This window comes from Borreliella yangtzensis, from assembly GCF_014201775.1.
GTDB lineage: Bacteria > Spirochaetota > Spirochaetia > Borreliales > Borreliaceae > Borreliella > Borreliella yangtzensis.
Genome location: NZ_JACHFG010000001.1, coordinates 59,942 through 75,842 on the forward strand (window position 1 = coordinate 59,942; position 15,901 = coordinate 75,842).

The 15,901-nt window shown below is 29.8% G+C and carries 26 protein-coding genes; 25 read left to right on the forward strand and 1 reads right to left on the reverse strand.

Going from position 1 to position 15,901, the window contains the following annotated elements; translation table 11 throughout:
* Positions 1–4: 4 nt before the first annotated feature.
* The 22 genes from rplP to HNP68_RS00445 all read left to right on the forward strand — a co-directional run bounded on the left by rplP (position 5) and on the right by HNP68_RS00445 (position 11,815).
* Positions 5–421: a 50S ribosomal protein L16 gene (gene rplP, locus HNP68_RS00340; protein ID WP_183219285.1), complete on the forward strand. Its 417-nt coding sequence runs from the start codon at positions 5–7 to the stop codon at positions 419–421.
* Between the two features lie 2 nt (positions 422–423).
* Positions 424–624, forward strand: coding sequence for a 50S ribosomal protein L29 (gene rpmC, locus HNP68_RS00345; protein ID WP_002557077.1), 201 nt, complete (start codon positions 424–426; stop codon positions 622–624).
* 8 nt (positions 625–632) lie between these two features.
* The gene (gene rpsQ, locus HNP68_RS00350; protein ID WP_183219287.1) at positions 633–887 is read left to right on the forward strand and encodes a 30S ribosomal protein S17; all 255 of its coding nucleotides are present in this window, start codon (positions 633–635) and stop codon (positions 885–887) included.
* A gap of 27 nt (positions 888–914) precedes the next feature.
* Entirely contained in the window at positions 915–1,283 is a 369-nt protein-coding gene (rplN, locus tag HNP68_RS00355; RefSeq protein WP_183219289.1) for a 50S ribosomal protein L14, read from the forward strand.
* 14 nt (positions 1,284–1,297) lie between these two features.
* Positions 1,298–1,603: a 50S ribosomal protein L24 gene (gene rplX / locus HNP68_RS00360; RefSeq protein ID WP_183219291.1), complete on the forward strand. Its 306-nt coding sequence runs from the start codon at positions 1,298–1,300 to the stop codon at positions 1,601–1,603.
* Between the two features lie 5 nt (positions 1,604–1,608).
* Positions 1,609–2,157 (forward strand): 50S ribosomal protein L5, encoded by a 549-nt coding sequence (rplE, locus tag HNP68_RS00365; RefSeq protein WP_183219293.1) that lies wholly within the window; start codon positions 1,609–1,611, stop codon positions 2,155–2,157.
* 17 nt (positions 2,158–2,174) lie between these two features.
* Entirely contained in the window at positions 2,175–2,360 is a 186-nt protein-coding gene (locus HNP68_RS00370) for a type Z 30S ribosomal protein S14 (protein WP_006068779.1), read from the forward strand.
* Between the two features lie 9 nt (positions 2,361–2,369).
* Positions 2,370–2,768, forward strand: coding sequence for a 30S ribosomal protein S8 (rpsH, locus tag HNP68_RS00375; RefSeq protein ID WP_183219295.1), 399 nt, complete (start codon positions 2,370–2,372; stop codon positions 2,766–2,768).
* A 16-nt stretch (positions 2,769–2,784) separates the two neighbouring features.
* On the forward strand, positions 2,785–3,327 hold the full coding sequence (gene rplF / locus HNP68_RS00380; RefSeq protein ID WP_183219296.1) for a 50S ribosomal protein L6: 543 nt from the start codon (positions 2,785–2,787) through the stop codon (positions 3,325–3,327).
* A 17-nt stretch (positions 3,328–3,344) separates the two neighbouring features.
* Positions 3,345–3,704 carry a 50S ribosomal protein L18 gene (gene rplR / locus HNP68_RS00385; protein WP_183219297.1) on the forward strand — a complete coding sequence of 120 codons (360 nt, stop codon included), beginning with the start codon at positions 3,345–3,347 and terminating at the stop codon, positions 3,702–3,704.
* Between the two features lie 12 nt (positions 3,705–3,716).
* Positions 3,717–4,214 carry a 30S ribosomal protein S5 gene (rpsE, locus tag HNP68_RS00390; RefSeq protein WP_183219298.1) on the forward strand — a complete coding sequence of 166 codons (498 nt, stop codon included), beginning with the start codon at positions 3,717–3,719 and terminating at the stop codon, positions 4,212–4,214.
* Positions 4,215–4,217: 3 nt separating this feature from the next.
* Positions 4,218–4,529, forward strand: coding sequence for a 50S ribosomal protein L30 (gene rpmD, locus HNP68_RS00395; RefSeq protein ID WP_183219299.1), 312 nt, complete (start codon positions 4,218–4,220; stop codon positions 4,527–4,529).
* On the forward strand, positions 4,522–4,959 hold the full coding sequence (rplO, locus tag HNP68_RS00400; RefSeq protein ID WP_183219300.1) for a 50S ribosomal protein L15: 438 nt from the start codon (positions 4,522–4,524) through the stop codon (positions 4,957–4,959). The genes rpmD and rplO overlap by 8 nt, the downstream gene beginning before the upstream one ends.
* 12 nt (positions 4,960–4,971) lie before the next feature.
* Positions 4,972–6,276: a preprotein translocase subunit SecY gene (gene secY, locus HNP68_RS00405; protein ID WP_183219301.1), complete on the forward strand. Its 1,305-nt coding sequence runs from the start codon at positions 4,972–4,974 to the stop codon at positions 6,274–6,276.
* Positions 6,277–6,288: 12 nt separating this feature from the next.
* A complete protein-coding gene (gene rpmJ, locus HNP68_RS00410) occupies positions 6,289–6,402 on the forward strand; it encodes a 50S ribosomal protein L36 (RefSeq protein WP_151060144.1) in 114 nt (37 codons plus the stop codon).
* Positions 6,403–6,419: 17 nt separating this feature from the next.
* Positions 6,420–6,797, forward strand: coding sequence for a 30S ribosomal protein S13 (gene rpsM, locus HNP68_RS00415; protein WP_183219304.1), 378 nt, complete (start codon positions 6,420–6,422; stop codon positions 6,795–6,797).
* Between the two features lie 27 nt (positions 6,798–6,824).
* Positions 6,825–7,217: a 30S ribosomal protein S11 gene (gene rpsK / locus HNP68_RS00420; RefSeq protein WP_006068548.1), complete on the forward strand. Its 393-nt coding sequence runs from the start codon at positions 6,825–6,827 to the stop codon at positions 7,215–7,217.
* Positions 7,218–7,233: 16 nt separating this feature from the next.
* Positions 7,234–8,268, forward strand: coding sequence for a DNA-directed RNA polymerase subunit alpha (locus HNP68_RS00425; protein WP_183219306.1), 1,035 nt, complete (start codon positions 7,234–7,236; stop codon positions 8,266–8,268).
* A gap of 21 nt (positions 8,269–8,289) precedes the next feature.
* Positions 8,290–8,661 (forward strand): 50S ribosomal protein L17, encoded by a 372-nt coding sequence (gene rplQ, locus HNP68_RS00430; RefSeq protein WP_183219308.1) that lies wholly within the window; start codon positions 8,290–8,292, stop codon positions 8,659–8,661.
* A 71-nt stretch (positions 8,662–8,732) separates the two neighbouring features.
* Positions 8,733–10,265 (forward strand): ribonuclease Y, encoded by a 1,533-nt coding sequence (gene rny / locus HNP68_RS00435; protein ID WP_183219310.1) that lies wholly within the window; start codon positions 8,733–8,735, stop codon positions 10,263–10,265.
* Positions 10,255–11,043, forward strand: a complete 789-nt coding sequence (locus tag HNP68_RS00440; RefSeq protein WP_183219312.1) for a TIGR00282 family metallophosphoesterase — start codon at positions 10,255–10,257, stop codon at positions 11,041–11,043. Before rny ends, HNP68_RS00440 begins: the two co-directional genes overlap by 11 nt.
* Complete coding sequence (locus HNP68_RS00445) at positions 11,024–11,815, forward strand: TlyA family RNA methyltransferase (protein ID WP_183219314.1); 792 nt, start codon at positions 11,024–11,026, stop codon at positions 11,813–11,815. The genes HNP68_RS00440 and HNP68_RS00445 overlap by 20 nt, the downstream gene beginning before the upstream one ends.
* Here HNP68_RS00445 and HNP68_RS00450 read toward each other — a convergent pair.
* Positions 11,812–12,558, reverse strand: a complete 747-nt coding sequence (locus tag HNP68_RS00450; RefSeq protein WP_183219316.1) for a GerMN domain-containing protein — start codon at positions 12,556–12,558, stop codon at positions 11,812–11,814. The genes HNP68_RS00445 and HNP68_RS00450 overlap by 4 nt on opposite strands.
* 86 nt (positions 12,559–12,644) lie before the next feature.
* On the opposite strand from HNP68_RS00450, the gene der reads away from it, so the two are divergent.
* Genes der through HNP68_RS00465 form a run of 3 tightly spaced genes read left to right on the forward strand, consistent with a single transcriptional unit; the run spans position 12,645 to position 15,888 of the window.
* Positions 12,645–13,949 carry a ribosome biogenesis GTPase Der gene (der, locus tag HNP68_RS00455; protein ID WP_183219318.1) on the forward strand — a complete coding sequence of 435 codons (1,305 nt, stop codon included), beginning with the start codon at positions 12,645–12,647 and terminating at the stop codon, positions 13,947–13,949.
* Positions 13,946–15,205 carry a hypothetical protein gene (locus tag HNP68_RS00460; RefSeq protein WP_183219320.1) on the forward strand — a complete coding sequence of 420 codons (1,260 nt, stop codon included), beginning with the start codon at positions 13,946–13,948 and terminating at the stop codon, positions 15,203–15,205. Before der ends, HNP68_RS00460 begins: the two co-directional genes overlap by 4 nt.
* Positions 15,202–15,888: an HAD family hydrolase gene (locus HNP68_RS00465; protein ID WP_183219322.1), complete on the forward strand. Its 687-nt coding sequence runs from the start codon at positions 15,202–15,204 to the stop codon at positions 15,886–15,888. The genes HNP68_RS00460 and HNP68_RS00465 overlap by 4 nt, the downstream gene beginning before the upstream one ends.
* The last annotated feature ends 13 nt before the right edge of the window (positions 15,889–15,901 follow it).

The following is a 15,901-nucleotide window of genomic DNA, read 5'->3' on the forward strand; positions in this document are numbered from 1 at the left end:
TTAGATGTTAAGTCCAAAAAAGGTTAAATATAGGAAAAAGCAGAGAGGAAGATTATCTGGAGAGGCTCAAAAGGGTAATAAAATTTCTTTTGGCGAATATGGACTTGTTTCTTTGGAGACAAATTTTGTTACTGCTCGACAAATTGAAGCTGCTCGTATTGCAATGACTCGTAAAATAAAAAGAGGCGGAAGAGTGTGGATAAGGATATTTCCTGATATCCCTTATACTAAAAAACCAGCTGAAACTAGAATGGGTAAGGGCAAGGGGGGTGTTGATCATTGGAATGCCCCTGTTAAGCTTGGCACTGTTATGTTTGAAATGGCTGGAGTTGTGGAGGAACTTGCTCAAGAGGCTATGGCGCTTGCAAGTTCTAAGCTTCCAGTAAAAACCATGTTTGTTGTAAGGCGAGATTTGAGGTAATTATGTTGAAAAATTTTAAGAATTTTACTCTTGAGGACATGAAAGCTAAAAGGCTAGAATTAAAGAAAGAATATTTAGATTTAAGATTTAAATCTGTTGTTGGTCATGTTGAAAATCCTTTAAAGAAAAGAGAGATTAGGCGTGATATTGCGAGGCTTAATACAATGATTTGTGAATATGAATTAGGTATTAGAAAGGTTTAAAAATATATATGGCAAGAGAAAATAAAAGAGAATTAATTGGTAAAGTTGTTAGTGACAAGATGTCTAAGACTATAGTAGTAGAAATTATTCAAAGAAAGATGCATCCAATTTATCATAAATATTTAAAGGTTAGCAAGAAAGTAAAAGCGCATGATGACAAAGAAGTTTCAAAGGTTGGTGATACGGTAAAAATTATTGAGGCTCGACCTATTAGTAAAGATAAAAGATGGGCTCTTGTTGAGGTTTTAGAAAAATTAAAATAGTTTTGATTTTTCTATAGGAGGTTGATTATGATTCAGATGCAAACTTATTTAACAATTGCTGATAATACTGGTGGTAAGGTAGCCCAATGTATTAAAGTGCTTGGTGGTAGTAAAAGGCGTTATGCCAAAATTGGAGATATAATAACTATTGTAGTAAAGCAAGCAATTCCTAATTCTTCTGTTAAAAAAGGAGATGTGTATAAAGCTGTAATTGTCAGAACTTCTAAAGAAGTAAGACGTAAAAATGGAACTTATGTTAGGTTTGATGATAATGCTTGCGTGATACTTGATGCCAATTTAAACCCTAGGGGTAAAAGGGTATTTGGGCCTGTTGCAAGAGAACTTAGAGATGCTAATTTCATGAAGGTAATATCATTGGCTTCAGAGGTGGTATAGCAAAAGGGGGTTTTGTGAAGACAAAGTTGAAGATAGGTGATAGCGTAAAAATTCTTTCTGGAAAAGATAAAGGGAGAATAGGTAAGATTGTTAGTATAAATAGAAAAAAAAATAAAGTTATTGTTGAATCTTGTAATATGGTTAAAAAAGTTATTAAAGCTAGGACGCCTCAAGAAAAAGGTAAAATAATAGATAAGGAGGCCGCTATAGATATTTCAAATGTTATGATATTTATCAAAGGAACTTCTTCAAGATTAGGTATTAGATTTGAAAATAATGAAAAAATAAGATTTTTAAAAAAAAATGGACAGAGGATATAGCGTTTATGAATTATGTTCCTGAATTGAAGAAATATTATAAAGACAATGTTATAAAAGAGCTTGTTAAGGAATTTGAATATAAATCAATAATGCAGGTTCCCAAGCTTGAAAAAATAGTAATTTCTGTAGGTGTTGGTGAGGCTGTTAAGAATAAGAAGTTATTAGATTCTGTGGTTTTAGAGCTTGCCCAAATTACTGGTCAGAAAGCTGTGAAGACAAAAGCAAAAAAAGCAATAGCCGGATTTAAAATTAGACAAGGGCAAGAGATAGGTGCTAAAGTTACACTTAGAGGCAATGTGATGTATGAATTTTTATATAAGCTTATTCATTTGGCATTGCCAAGAGTTAAGGATTTTAGGGGAATTAATGGTGATGCTTTTGATGGCAATGGAAATTATTCTTTTGGGATAACGGAGCAAATAATATTTTCTGAGATAGACTATGATAGAATAGAGAGAATATCTGGTTTGAATATTACAATTGTGACAACAGCTTCAAATGATAAAGAAAGCAAAGCTTTGCTTTTGAAATTTGGAATGCCGTTTAGTAATTAAAGGGATTTATAGGGTATATGGCTAAAAAATCAATGATTATTAGGGCTTTAAGAAAGCCTAAGTATAAAACAAGGCAGAATAATAGATGTAAGTTATGTGGTCGTCCAAGAGGATATTTGAGAGATTTTTGTATGTGTCGAATATGTTTTAGAAAATATGCGTCTGAAGGATTAATTCCTGGCGTTTCAAAAGCAAGTTGGTAAGGGGAGTTTATGTCGATTACTCATTCAGTAGGGGACATGCTAACTAAATTGAGAAATGCAAGTAGAGTTAAGCATGGATCTGTAGATTTAAAGATGTCTAATATGAATAAATCAATATTAAACATTCTTAAAAAAGAGGGTTATATTAAGGATTTTAGTTTTTTATCAAAAGAAGGAATTGCTTTTATTAGGGTTTTGTTAAAGTATGATAACAAAAGAAATTCTGTTATAAATAAAATAGATGCCATTTCCACTCCCGGTAGAAAAATTTATTCTTCATATAAAAAGATGCCAAGAATAAAAAATGGATATGGAATATTAATTATATCTTCTTCTCAAGGTGTTATTACCGGTAAGGAAGCTAAAGATAAAAAAATCGGTGGTGAATTGATTTGCTCAGTTTGGTAATTTAATAGGGGGATATATGTCACGCATTGGAAGACTTCCAATAAAAATTCCAGATACTGTTAAGATTGATATTAAAGATAATTTGGTAATAGTTGAAGGCGTTAGGGGAAGATTAGTTCAAGATATAAAAGACAGTATTAAAGTTAAAGTCGAGAATAGTAGTATTATTGTTAATCGAATTTTTAATGATAAAAAAGCAAAAGCTTACCACGGTCTTTATAGAAGTTTGATTTTTAATATGGTAAAAGGGGTAACCGAAGGATTTTCTAAGTCTCTTACTATAAATGGCATAGGGTATAGGGCAGAGCAACAAGGCAACAGCCTTTTTTTAAGCCTTGGTTATTCAACTCAGTTTGAATATGTCATTCCAGATGGTATTAGTGTAAAACTTGATGGTAATACTAAAATTTCTGTTGAAGGAATAGACAAGTTTAAGGTTGGTCAGGTTGCTGCTGAAATTAGAAGTTTAAAAAAGCCAGAGCCATATAAAGGAAAGGGTATTAAGTATGATAATGAAGTTATTAGAAGAAAAGTTGGAAAATCTGGTGTAAAAAAATAAATTTTAGGTTAATAGTTATGAAAAAAATAAAAGAATCAGAACAGAGAAAGCTTAGGCGTAAAAAAAGAATAAAGAGTAAAATAGGGCGTGGAGTAGTTAATAGGCCACGAATTACTATATTTAAATCTAATAGGTATTTTTATGCGCAAGTTATAGATGATAGTAAGGGGCATACTGTTGCAAGTATTTCTACTATTGAAAAAGGTCTTAATTTAAGCAAGAATATTAATGATGTTAAAAAACTTGGAGAAGTTCTTGCTAAAAGGCTTAAGGAAAAAAATATAAATAATCTTATTTTTGACAGAAATGGTTATAAATACCACGGACTTATTGCAAGTTTTGCAACTTCTTTGAGGGAGTTTGGTATTAATATTTAAGGGAGTGTATTTATGGTAGATTTTCAGGCTCAGAGGAAGCAGATAGAAAAATTAATATCACTCAATAGAGTTACTAAAGTTGTTAAGGGTGGAAGAAGATTCTCTTTTTCTGCATTCATGGTTATTGGAGATGGAGAAGGACATGTTGGTTGGGGCTTTGGCAAAGCTAATGATGCTAGTGATGCAATAAAAAAAAGTTTAACAAGTGCTAGAAAAAATTTAAGATTTGTTCCTATTAGAAAAGGAACGTTACCACATGAGGTTATTGGTTGTTTTAAAAAAGCTAAAGTTTTAATCAAGCCAGCTACTCATGGTACTGGTGTTATTGCAGGGGGTCCTGTTCGTGCTGTAATGGAGGCTTTAGGAGTGCATGATATTTTAAGTAAATCTCTTGGTTCTAATAATTCTATGAATGTAGTAAAGGCAACTTTTAAGGCATTTGATTTAGTTTTAAATGCTGAAAAAGTGGCAGAGATGCGGGGAAAAACTTTTAAAACTTTATGGGGTTAATATATGATTAAAAGGAAATTAAGATTACAACTAAAGAAAGCTAGGTTTAACGCTTCAAGATCCAGGGCTAAAAATAAATGTTTTATTAAAAGAATGGAAAAGAATAGGAAAATTATTTCTAAAAACAATATTAATGTGCAAGTTTTTCTTGTAAGAAGTCTTATTGGAAAATTAAATAAAAAGGTTAAAGTTTTAAAAGCATTAGGTTTAAATAAAATAGGGGATAAAAAAGTACATTTTTTAAATGAATCTATTAAAGGCATGCTTAATGAGACTATTAATATGATTTTATTAAGCGAGGTAAGCAATGTTTAACTTATTAAAGCCTAAGGGAGCTAGTAAGCGACGTAAAATTGTTGGCAGAGGACCAGGTTCAGGACTTGGTAAAACTTCTGGGAGAGGTCAAAAGGGCCAGAAAGCAAGAAATACCTCGCCAAGACTTGGATTTGAAGGTGGTCAGACTCCTCTTTATAGAAGATTGCCGAGGAAAGGTTTCTCTAATAATGATTATAAATTAGAATATACAATTGTCAATCTTGGGGATATAGATAAAAAATTTGAGGATGGACAAGTGGTCAACTATGATACCTTGCTTGAAAATAAGCTTATAAGAAAAAAAAATAAAAAAATTAAAATTTTGTCTAATGGCAATCTTACAAAAAAAGTTTCTTTAGAGATTTCTAAAATTTCTAAATCGGCTGAAAGCCTTGTAATGAAAATTGGTGGTACTATTAAATTAGTTTAAAGTGGAACAAAAATGAAAGAATTGCTTTTAAATTTATTTACTGTTAAGGATTTAAGAAATAAGTTCTTGTTTACTTTATTTATTCTTTTTCTTTTTAGAGTTGGTTCGTACTTGCCGATACCAGGAATAGATTCTGTAGCGCTTAAAAGTTATTTCAAGTCGCAATCAGATTTTTCAATTGCGAATTATTTTGATTTTTTTTCAGGCGGAGCTTTTAGTAATTTTTCTATCTTTATGCTTAGTATAGGGCCCTATATTTCAGCATCCATTATTGTCCAGCTTCTTGTTTATTCTTTTCCTTCTTTGAAAAAAATGCAAGAAGGTGATGGCGGGAGACAAAAGACTAAAAAATATACAAAATATTTAACAATAGTTGCAGCTGTAGTTCAAGGATATGCAACAAGTCTTTATGCTAAGGGTATTCCGGGTGCCGTTACTATTCCCTTTTATAGGTATATATTTATTGCTATTTTAACAGTTACTACAGGAACATTTATTCTTTTGTGGTTTGGAGAGCAAATTAATCAAAGAGGTGTGGGCAATGGAACATCTTTGATAATTTTTTCCGGTATAGTGGTTAGACTGCAAGCAGCTTTGTTCAACTTATTTCAAAGTATGCAGGATCCTTCTCAAAATGTTAATCCTGTATTTGTGATACTTGTCATAAGCATATTTATTTTAGTTGTTATCTTAATTATATATGAATATAAAGCTCAAATGCGAATTGTTATTCATTATGCTAGGGCAAATTCTAATAGTACGGTCAGTTCTTATTTACCAATCAAGCTAAATCCATCAGGTGTTTTACCTGTTATTTTTGCCTCTGTTTTAATTACTTTGCCATTGCAAATTTTAAGTGGTTTTGCAGAAACCTCTTCTATAGCTAGACAAGTTTTATCTTATTTAAGGCCTAACGGGTTTTATTATACTTTTTTGAATGTAGTTTTGATAATCGGATTTACATATTTTTATTCTAAAATTCAGTTAAGTCCTAAAGAGATAAGTAATAATATTCGTAAGAATGGAGGAGTTATTCCTGGGATAAAGTCTGATGAGATGGAAAAATATTTAAATGAGATTATGAATAAAACTTTATTTTCGGGATCTATTTTTTTGTCAATTATTGCAATTATTCCATTTTTAGTGCAAAATATTTTTAGATTTCCGCATGATGTTTCTAAGATAATGGGAGGATCTTCTTTGCTTATTATGGTAGGAGTTGCGCTTGATACATTAATTCATATTGATGCTTATTTGAAAACTCAAGGATTTTCTCATAGAAATAAAAAGAATTATGCATTTTTGCAAAAAATTTAGGAGTGTTTGACTATGAAAGTTAGGGCAAGTGTAAAGCCAATTTGTGAAAAATGTAAAGTCATTAAAAGAAAAGGTATATTAAGAATTATTTGTGATAATTTAAAGCATAAGCAAAGACAAAAGTAAAAATTAGAGGAAATGAGATGGCTAGAATATCTGGAATAGATTTACCAAGTAATAAACAATTAAAAATAGCGCTTACTTCTATTTATGGTATAGGTAGGACAAGGGCTTTGGAAGTTTGCAATAGGTCAAATATTTCTCCAAGTAAAATTGCTAAAGATTTGGATAATGATGAGGTTAATCGACTTAGGAAGGTGATTGAGAGTGATTATGTTGTAGAAGGAAAACTTAGAAGTGAGATTGCCATGTCTATTAAAAGACTTATGGATATAGCATGTTATAGGGGTGTTAGACATAGAAAAGGGTTGCCTTTGAGAGGACAGAGAACTAAAACTAATGCAAGAACTAGAAAAGGAAAAAGAAAGACTGTAGCTAATAAGAAAATAGCTAGCAAATAAAATAGTTTTTAAGATTTGGAGGGCAAGTTGAGCGCAAAATTATCAACTAATAGCAAAAAAAAAATTAAAAGAAATATCGGAGAAGGAAATGTTTATATACAAGCTACTTTTAATAATACTATAGTTACTGTATCTGACATAAAGGGAAATGCTTTGGCTTGGGCAAGTGCTGGCGGGATGGGTTTTAAAGGAGCAAAAAAGTCTACTCCATATGCTGCCCAAATAACAGCAGAATCTGCTTTAAATAAGGTAAGAGATTTTGGAATTAATTATGTTCATGTGTATATAAAGGGGCCAGGTATTGGCAGAGAATCTGCAATAAGAGCTATTGGTTCGACTGGGATGACTGTAAAATCAATTTCAGATATTACCCCTATTCCTCATAATGGTTGCAGACCGAAAAAAACCAGACGAGTTTAGCTAAAAGGAGTTATTAATGCCTATGGAAAAATTTTTAAAAGATTTCACTATACCTGAAAAAATTGAATTTTTAAAAAGCCAAGATGATGGGTCTTATGGTAAATTTACGATATATCCTTTTGAAAGAGGTTTTGGGGTTACTATAGGCAATACTTTAAGGCGTGTATTACTTTCTTCTATTGAAGGGTATGCGATTACTGCTATGAGAGTTCAGTCTAACAATAAAGATTCTTCGTCAAAGATTGTTTCAAGTGAATTTGATTTGATTCCTGGAGTTTCTGAAGACACTCTTGAGGTCATTGCTAATATTAAAAATATTCATTTGAAACTTGTAGAAGGAGATCAAAGAAAGACAATAAGCTTTAGTGTTAGTGGTAAGGATACTAGCGTTTTGAAAGCTTCTCATTTTGAAAGAGATGGGGTGGAAGTTTTTAATAAAGATTTAGTTATAGCTACTTTGTCACATGATGCGAATTTAGATTTTGAATTTCAAATTAATTATGGTAGGGGCTATGTGTCTTCTGAGCAAAATTCTAAGTATCTAGAGGAAGTTAATGTTATTGCTTTAGATTCTATATTTTCGCCTATAGAGAAAGTTTCGTATTCTGTAGAAGATACTAGGGTTGGTCAAAGGTCAGATTATGACAAGCTTGTAATGGAAATTTGGACTACAGGGGTGATTTCTGCCAAAGATGCTATAAAAAAGGCTGCATCAATAGTAAGAGAGTTTTTGTTTCCTCTTGTAGATTTTGAAGACAATGTTAGTACATCTTTTGAAAAATCAAAATCAGAAAGTTATAATTTGCTTGATATGAATATTGAGAAATTGGATTTGTCAGTCAGATCTTTAAATTGTTTAGCCAAAGAAAATGTTAGAACTTTAGGGGAGCTTATTGGTAAAAATGCGGAAGAGCTTTCTAAGGCAAGAAATTTTGGGAAAAAAAGTTTAGAAGAGATAATCGAAAAACTTGGTTCTTATCGATTGTTTTTAGGAATGTCTAAAGAAGATGCTTTATCCGTATTGAATAAGAATGTTAAAATATCTGAATAAAAGGAGAGTTTAGGTTGTTTCATGAAAACAAAATTGGGTTTTAATAGGTTAAGTAGGAAATCTAGTCATAGGAGAGCGCTTTTAAAAAACATGGTAATTTCTTTTTTTAAACATGAAAAAATTTCTTCTACTAAGGCAAAATTGTTTGAAGTTAAAAGATTTGCTGAAAAATTAATTACAAAGGCAAAAGTTGATACTGTGCATAATAGGCGAGAATTGTCAAAATTTATACATGATAAGTATATTTTGAATAAGCTGTTTACCAAAATTTCTCCTGTTTTTAGACAAAGGAGCGGCGGGTATACTAGGATGATTAAATTAGGAAAAAGATATGGAGATGCGTCTGAAATGGCTATCCTAGAATTAGTTGAAAAGCCTTTAAAAGTTGAATAGTTAATAATTTTAGCACACTGTTTTAAAGATTAAAGTTAAATTGCTTTTAAACAGCATAGGAGTTAAATGATATGATATATATTATTTTTTCTTCTATTTTTGCTGGCTTTATATTAGGATTTTTAATAAGAGTTTTTTTAGGTAGGTTGTCTTTATTAGATTTAGAGAAAAATCTGACAAAAATAAGGGTAGAATCACAATTAGAGATAGAAAATGAGAGAAGGCAAATTATTGCTAATGCAAAATCTCAAATGCTTAAAGAAAAAAACCAGCAAGATAGGGATATAAAAGATCGTAAAAATGAGATTGTTAATCTAGAAAAAAGATTATTACAAAGAGAAGAAACCTTAGATAAGAGAATATCTGCTCTTGATAAACAGCAGTCTAGAGTTGATTTTAAAATTAAAGAATTTGAACAAAAAGAAAAAGTAATAAGAGAGAAAGAGGCTGATCTTGTTAAGAGATTAGAAAATATTTCTGGGCTGACAAGAGAAGATGCAAGAAAAATTGTAATTGAAAAGGTTGAACATGAGTCTAAAAGAGATGCTCAGATTATTATCAATAAAAGCGAACAAGAAGCTCAGTTATTAGCAGATAAAGTCGCAAAAGATATTTTAGTATCTACTATGCAACGTATTGTTACAGAAGTAAGCTCAGAATTTACAGTAGCTTCTGTTGAATTGCCTAATGATGAGATGAAAGGCAGGATTATAGGTAAAGAGGGACGCAATATTAGAGCTCTTGAGACTTTAATAGGGGCCGATATCATTATTGATGACACTCCTGAAGCTGTTGTTATATCCTGCTTTGATCCAATAAGAAAAGAGCTTGCTAAGAGAACTTTAGAAAGACTTGTTACAGATGGTAGAATTCATCCTGCTAGGATTGAAGAAGTTGTCTATAATGTTACCAATGAAATAAATAGCATTGTTCAAGAAGAAGGTGAGAAAGTAGTTTTTGATCTTAATATACATGGGCTTGATAAAAGGCTTATTAGGGGGCTAGGAAGGCTTTATTTTAGAAGTAGTTATGGTCAAAATGTTTTAAGCCATTCTAAAGAAACGGCTATAATAGGGGAAATTTTAGCTAAGGAGATGAAATTGGATCCTATTGTAGTAAAAAGAGCATGTCTTTTGCATGATATTGGTAAAGGTATGGAAAGTATTTCTGATAATAGCGAGGGACACGCTATTACTGGTGCTGAACTTGCTCAAAGTTGTGGAGAGAGCGAAATTGTTGTTAATGCTATTGCTGCGCATCATAATGAAGTTAAACCTGAGAGCCTTGAGGCTATTGTTGTTCAAATAGCAGATGCCATCTCGGCATCTCGTCCTGGAGCAAGACGTGAAAGTTTAAATAACTATATAAATAGACTTAAGAGACTTGAGGACATTGCTTATAGTTTTGAAGGCGTTCAAAAATGTTATGCTATTCAAGCTGGTCGCGAAGTTAGAATTATTGTTGACAATGCTTTGGTTAATGATGAAAAATCAATTTTACTTGCAAGAGATATCGCTAAAAAAATAGAAACTGAAATGAGATACCCTGGAAAAATTAAAGTTACAATTATTCGAGAAACCAGAGTTATTGAATATGCAAGATAGCACTATTAAGACTTTGATAATTGGGGATATAATAGGTGAAAGTGGATTAAAAAAAGTTTTTTTAAATCTTAAAAATATTAAAAATAAATATAGAATAGATTTGGTAATTGCTAATGGGGAAAATTCTTCAAATGGCTTTGGAATAACTCCAGAAATAGCAAATAATCTTTTTAGATCGGGTGTTAATGTTATTACTACTGGTAATCATGTATACTCTAATTACAAGATAAATGATTATCTAAATAAGCAAATGTATATTTTAAGGCCAAATAATTTTTCAGATTTGTTAGATGGGCATGGTTATTGTTTTGTAACTATTAAAGATGAAAAGGTTGCTGTGATTAATGTTCAAGGGGTTTTAAATATGAATTTTATTGTTAAGAATCCTTTTGATAATGCAAAAAAATTGGTTAATATGCTAAGCAATAAGGTGAAAACCATTTTTGTAGATTTTCATGCTGAAAGTAATTATGAAAAAGAAAGTTTTGGATATTTTTTAAATGGTTTTGTAACAGGTGTGGTTGGTACTCATACTCATGTTATGACTAAAGATGAGAGAATATTGTCAAAAGGGACAGCTTATATTAGTGATGTTGGAATGACAGGGGGATTAAATTCTGTAATAGGATTCAATCCTGATATTTCTCTTAAAGGCTTGCTTGAATATACTACTTTAAGAGCTGAAGTTGTGGAAGATGACACAATTTTACAAGGAGTTATTATTACTTCTAATTTAAAGACAGGCCGTGCTTTAAAAATTGAAAGAGTTCAAAAATAATTTATTAAATATACTTTGTAAAAGGTATCCAGAAAAAACACGAAAAGAATTAATGGTTTTGATTTTAACTGGCAATATATATGTAAATTCCCATAAAGAAAAAAATCCTAAAAGGTTAATAAACAAAACAAGTAAAATAGATTTGGTTGAGAATACTTGTCAAATATTTGTATCAAGGGGAGGTTACAAGCTTTCAGAAGCTCTAAAGGATTTCAGGATCGAGGTTAAAAATAAAATTTGTGTTGATGTTGGTTCTTCAACTGGCGGTTTTACTGATTGCCTACTACAGTGTGGTGCCAATTTTGTTTATTCAATTGATGTAGGCATTAATCAACTTTCTTATAAATTAAGAATTGACCCTAGAGTTAAAGTTTTAGAGAGAACTAATATTTTTGATATTACAGAATTTAAAATTGTGCCTAATTTTGCTGTTGTGGATGTTTCTTTTAGATCATCAATAAGTATATGTGTAAATTTAATAGACAAACTTTCTGATAATTTTATTATAGTTTTGATCAAACCTCAGTTTGAATTTAAGAGCTTAAATTTGGATATAAAAAATTTTAATGGCATTGTGAATGGAAAGTATTTGAAGATAATTTTGCAAAATGTAATTGAAAAGTTTTATAAAAATAAATTACAAGTTAAAAATATATTGAAGTTAAAAACCAAAGGTAAAAAAGGTAATCAAGAATTTATGTTTTTAGTTACTAAATCAAGTGTTTTAAATATTGCAAACTCTATGCAATTGCTTAAAAATATTGAATTTTAATATTTGTCCAAAGTTTTTTTATTTAATATTCCTGAGAAATTTAAGTTTAATTCTTCAAGTATTATTGGATTATTTTCTATTGTTAAAATTATTCCAATAATGCCTTTAATTTCAAGGCATGTTAAAGTTATTTGAGCAATTTGATTAATTATTCCTTCAATTCCAAAACTATTTTCATAAAATTCTTTAGATAAGTTTATTTTGGCAATTCCTTCGCTTAGGGTTAAACTTAATAGTTTGGTTTTTATAGGGATTAAGCTTAAAAAATTATTTTTCAGCTCGTATTCATTTGGTCCTCTAATTAAAGATTTTAGTGTTTCTTCAAGAATATTTTTGTCGTAATATATGGCTCTTTTTATAGTTTGTCTTAAAAAATATCCTTCTGGGGTGACTTTTATAAAATAAAGTTTAATAAATTTTTTGTTTTTAGGGTTATTATTTCTTTGGGTTTGCTTAAATTCTGCTTCAAGTTTTTTGATTTCTGGTGGTTGGATTAAAAAACTTTCATTTTTTAGTATTTTTACATTTGTGTTTTTATTGATGTTTTTTTGGGCTTCAATTAACTTATTGCTTTGTGTTTGGCTTGATTCAAAGAAACCGTCCTCATTATTTTTTTCCTTAAAAATATGCATAATAAGCGAATTTTTGACTATTAATAGTACACTAATTATTGTTAAAATAATAGCAATTAGAATTAGAAGAATGTCTGATTTGGTTAAGCTTGAATTTTTTTTTCTTTTCAATATAAACACTCATGTGCAATTGGCATAAATATTAATATTTGATATTATAATGGAAATATCGGAATAAATAAAGAGGTGTTTTTTCTTTGCTTAGTTATAAAAAGGTTCTTATTGTTGGTAGACCAAATGTTGGGAAATCTGCTTTATTTAATCGAATTTTAGATACAAAAAGAAGTATTACTGAGGGTACTTACGGTGTTACTAGAGATTTAGTTGAAGAGGTTTGTAAGGTTGGGTCTTTTAGTTTTAAATTAATTGATACTGGTGGGTTTACTATCTTAAGAGATGAGATTAGTAAAATTGTTGTGCAAAAAGTTTTAAGCTCTTTAGAAAAAGTTGATTTAATTTTATTGGTTTTAGATGTTAATGAAATTTTACCTGAAGATTATCAGATTATTGAAAAGCTTAGGAAATATGGTAGTAAGGTAATTTTGGTTTTAAACAAAGTAGATACTAAAGATAAGGAAATTTTAGCTCATGAATTTCATAATTTGGGGTTCAAGCGCTACTTTCTGGTTAGTGCGGCTCATTGCCGAGGTATTACCAAGCTTAGAGATTTTTTAAAGTTAGAAGTTGGTAAGGCTAATTTTGAGGGTGAAGAAGTTGATATTAAGGTTGGGATTATAGGTAAACCCAATTCAGGTAAATCTACCCTTATTAATTATTTATCTGGAAATGAAATTTCAATTGTCTCAGATCAACCTGGTACTACTAGAGATTTTATTAAAACTAAGTTCACTAAAAATGGGAAAGTTTTTGAGATTATTGATACAGCTGGGATAAGGCGAAGGGCAAGAGTAAATGGAATTGTTGAATATTATTCTGTTAATCGGGCATTAAAAGTAATCGACATGGTGGATATTGTGTTTTTATTGATTGATGTTAAAGAAGAATTGACTTCTCAGGATAAGAAGATTGCCCATTATGCTGCTAAAAAGGGGAAAGGAATTATTATTGTGTTTAGTAAGTGGGATCTTGTGGGAGAATCTAAAGGTTATTTTGAAGCCTTAAAGAGTCGTGTGAAATTTTTTTTTCCTATTTTAAATTTTGCTCCTATATTTAGAATTTCTGTTCATAAGAAGATAGGCCTGAATTCTCTTTTTAAAGAAGCTTTTAAGTTAAAAAATCAGCTTGAATTTAAAACCAGTACCTCAGATTTAAATAGAATGTTGAATTTGTGGATCAAAGATTATCATTTAAATATTTCTCATAAAATAAAATACATTACACAGATTAGTGCTAATCCTGTTAAGTTTATTCTTTTTGCAAATAAAGTAAAGAATTTCCCAAATTCTTACTATAATTATTTAGTAAACAATTTACGTAAAATTGGATATAAAAACATTCCAATTTTAGTAGAATTGAGGGAGAAAATAAGAGATTTAAAGTGAGATATATATTTTTGTTCTTAATAATGAAGAGTCTAAATCTTTTTGCGCTTGAGAGTTTTTTTTATGATTTTGATATAAGGACTAAGTATTCAAAATATTTTAATTCAAGCTATGTGCAAAAAAAAATAAGTCCAATAAAACATTTTATTACAGAAAATTATTACATTGAAGTTTCAAGTGCAGTTTCTTCTGGGTATGTTTATTATTCTTTTTTTAATAAAAAAAAGAATGTGGACTATATTTTTCCAGGGTCTTATGTAATTAAAGTAGGCAAGGACGGCATTGAGCAGATAAAAATATTTTTTATAAACAGAGGTGATACATTTATTAGAATAAAGTCTGCAAAATTTTCTTCTAGTGCTGATTTTTATTTAGTAAATACTTTAATTTATAAAGATGTTAGATTGCCTTTTAAGATTGAAGACATTGCAGTAATTTCTCTTGGAAATATAATAAATTATATTTCCAAGGTTATTGATTTTAGGTATTTTATTCCTGAATATTTTGATATTTATAAAAATATTTTTAATATGGCAATTAGTTTAAGGAAAGCTCTTGCAGCTTTCCCTATTGCCGAGGTTATTGATGGCGCAATGGATGAGACTGGTAAAATGGTACATATAAAAACTGGGTTATTGCAAAAAGATGCTGTGGGATTTAATTGTTCAGGATTTGTTAAATGGGTAGCAGATTCGATTTATAAATCAATGACGGGACGACTTTTAAAAATTAACGATCTTAAGCTTAAACATATTGGCGTTAGAGGTAGTGTTTTTACTAAAAGTCAGGAGTTTAATAAGGATCCTTTTTTTGGTCTTGATTGGATTCGTAATATTGCCTATAGAATAAGTAATATTGATGCAGATTTGAATTTATCTAAAGTTAAAGAAAATGATGTTAATAATATTAAATTTTTTGATTATATTGACAATCGTGGCTATAAAATTGAAAATTTAGAGTTTTTATTATATAGTTTGGCCTTAGATGAGCCTGGATATATTTATTTTGGATCTATTAGCACGGGTGTTGGTAGTTTATCAAATATGGTGCTTCATAAACATGTTGTTTTGTTTCTTCCATTTCTTGATGAAAACAGGATTTTTAGAGTTTCTGTTAATGAGGTTAATGCCGAGACTTCAATCAAGTCTCTTCAAAAAAGATATCCAAAATCTTATATTCATTTAGTTAGAGTTAAGGCTCCTGAAAATTTATCGATAGTACCTATACCTATAAAGGCAAATAATCAAACACCATGATTAAAGCTGTAATATTTGATTTAGATGGCACTTTGTATCCTGAGGTGGATAGAAATAAATTAATGTTTTTTGAATTTTTTACTAATGTCAAGTTTTTTTTAGCTTTTAAACAGGTTAGAAAAAAGATACGAATTTTACAAAATAATCAATTCTCGCCTTCAAATAGGGATGAATTATTTTCTCTTCAGGTTAAAATGCTTGCGGAGCATTTAAATCTTGATGAGAAACGGTGTGCTTTTTTATTAAATAAAATATATTACAGTCAAAATTTTAGCGATAAGTTTAAAAAGCTTAAACCATATCCTGGGGTTCAAGATTTAATTTATTGGCTTAAATTTGAGGGAATGAAATTGGGTGTAATGTCAGATTTTCCTATTTTGGGCCGTGTCAAAAATTTATTGGGAATTCAAGATAGTTTTTGGGATATTCTTTATTCTTCAGAAGATACCGGATATTTAAAACCACATAAAACACCTTTTTTAAAAATTATTGAGGATTTAAATTTAAGTAGTAATAGTATCTTGTATGTAGGAAATTCTTATGAATATGACATTTTGGGTGCTAAAAATGTTTCAATGAAAGCAGCTTTTTTTTCAAAAAAAAATATAAATTGCAAAAGGATTATAGATTTTATTTTTTATAATTATAAAGACTTAAGAGAATATATACGTTTGAATATATAGAATATGGGTAAAA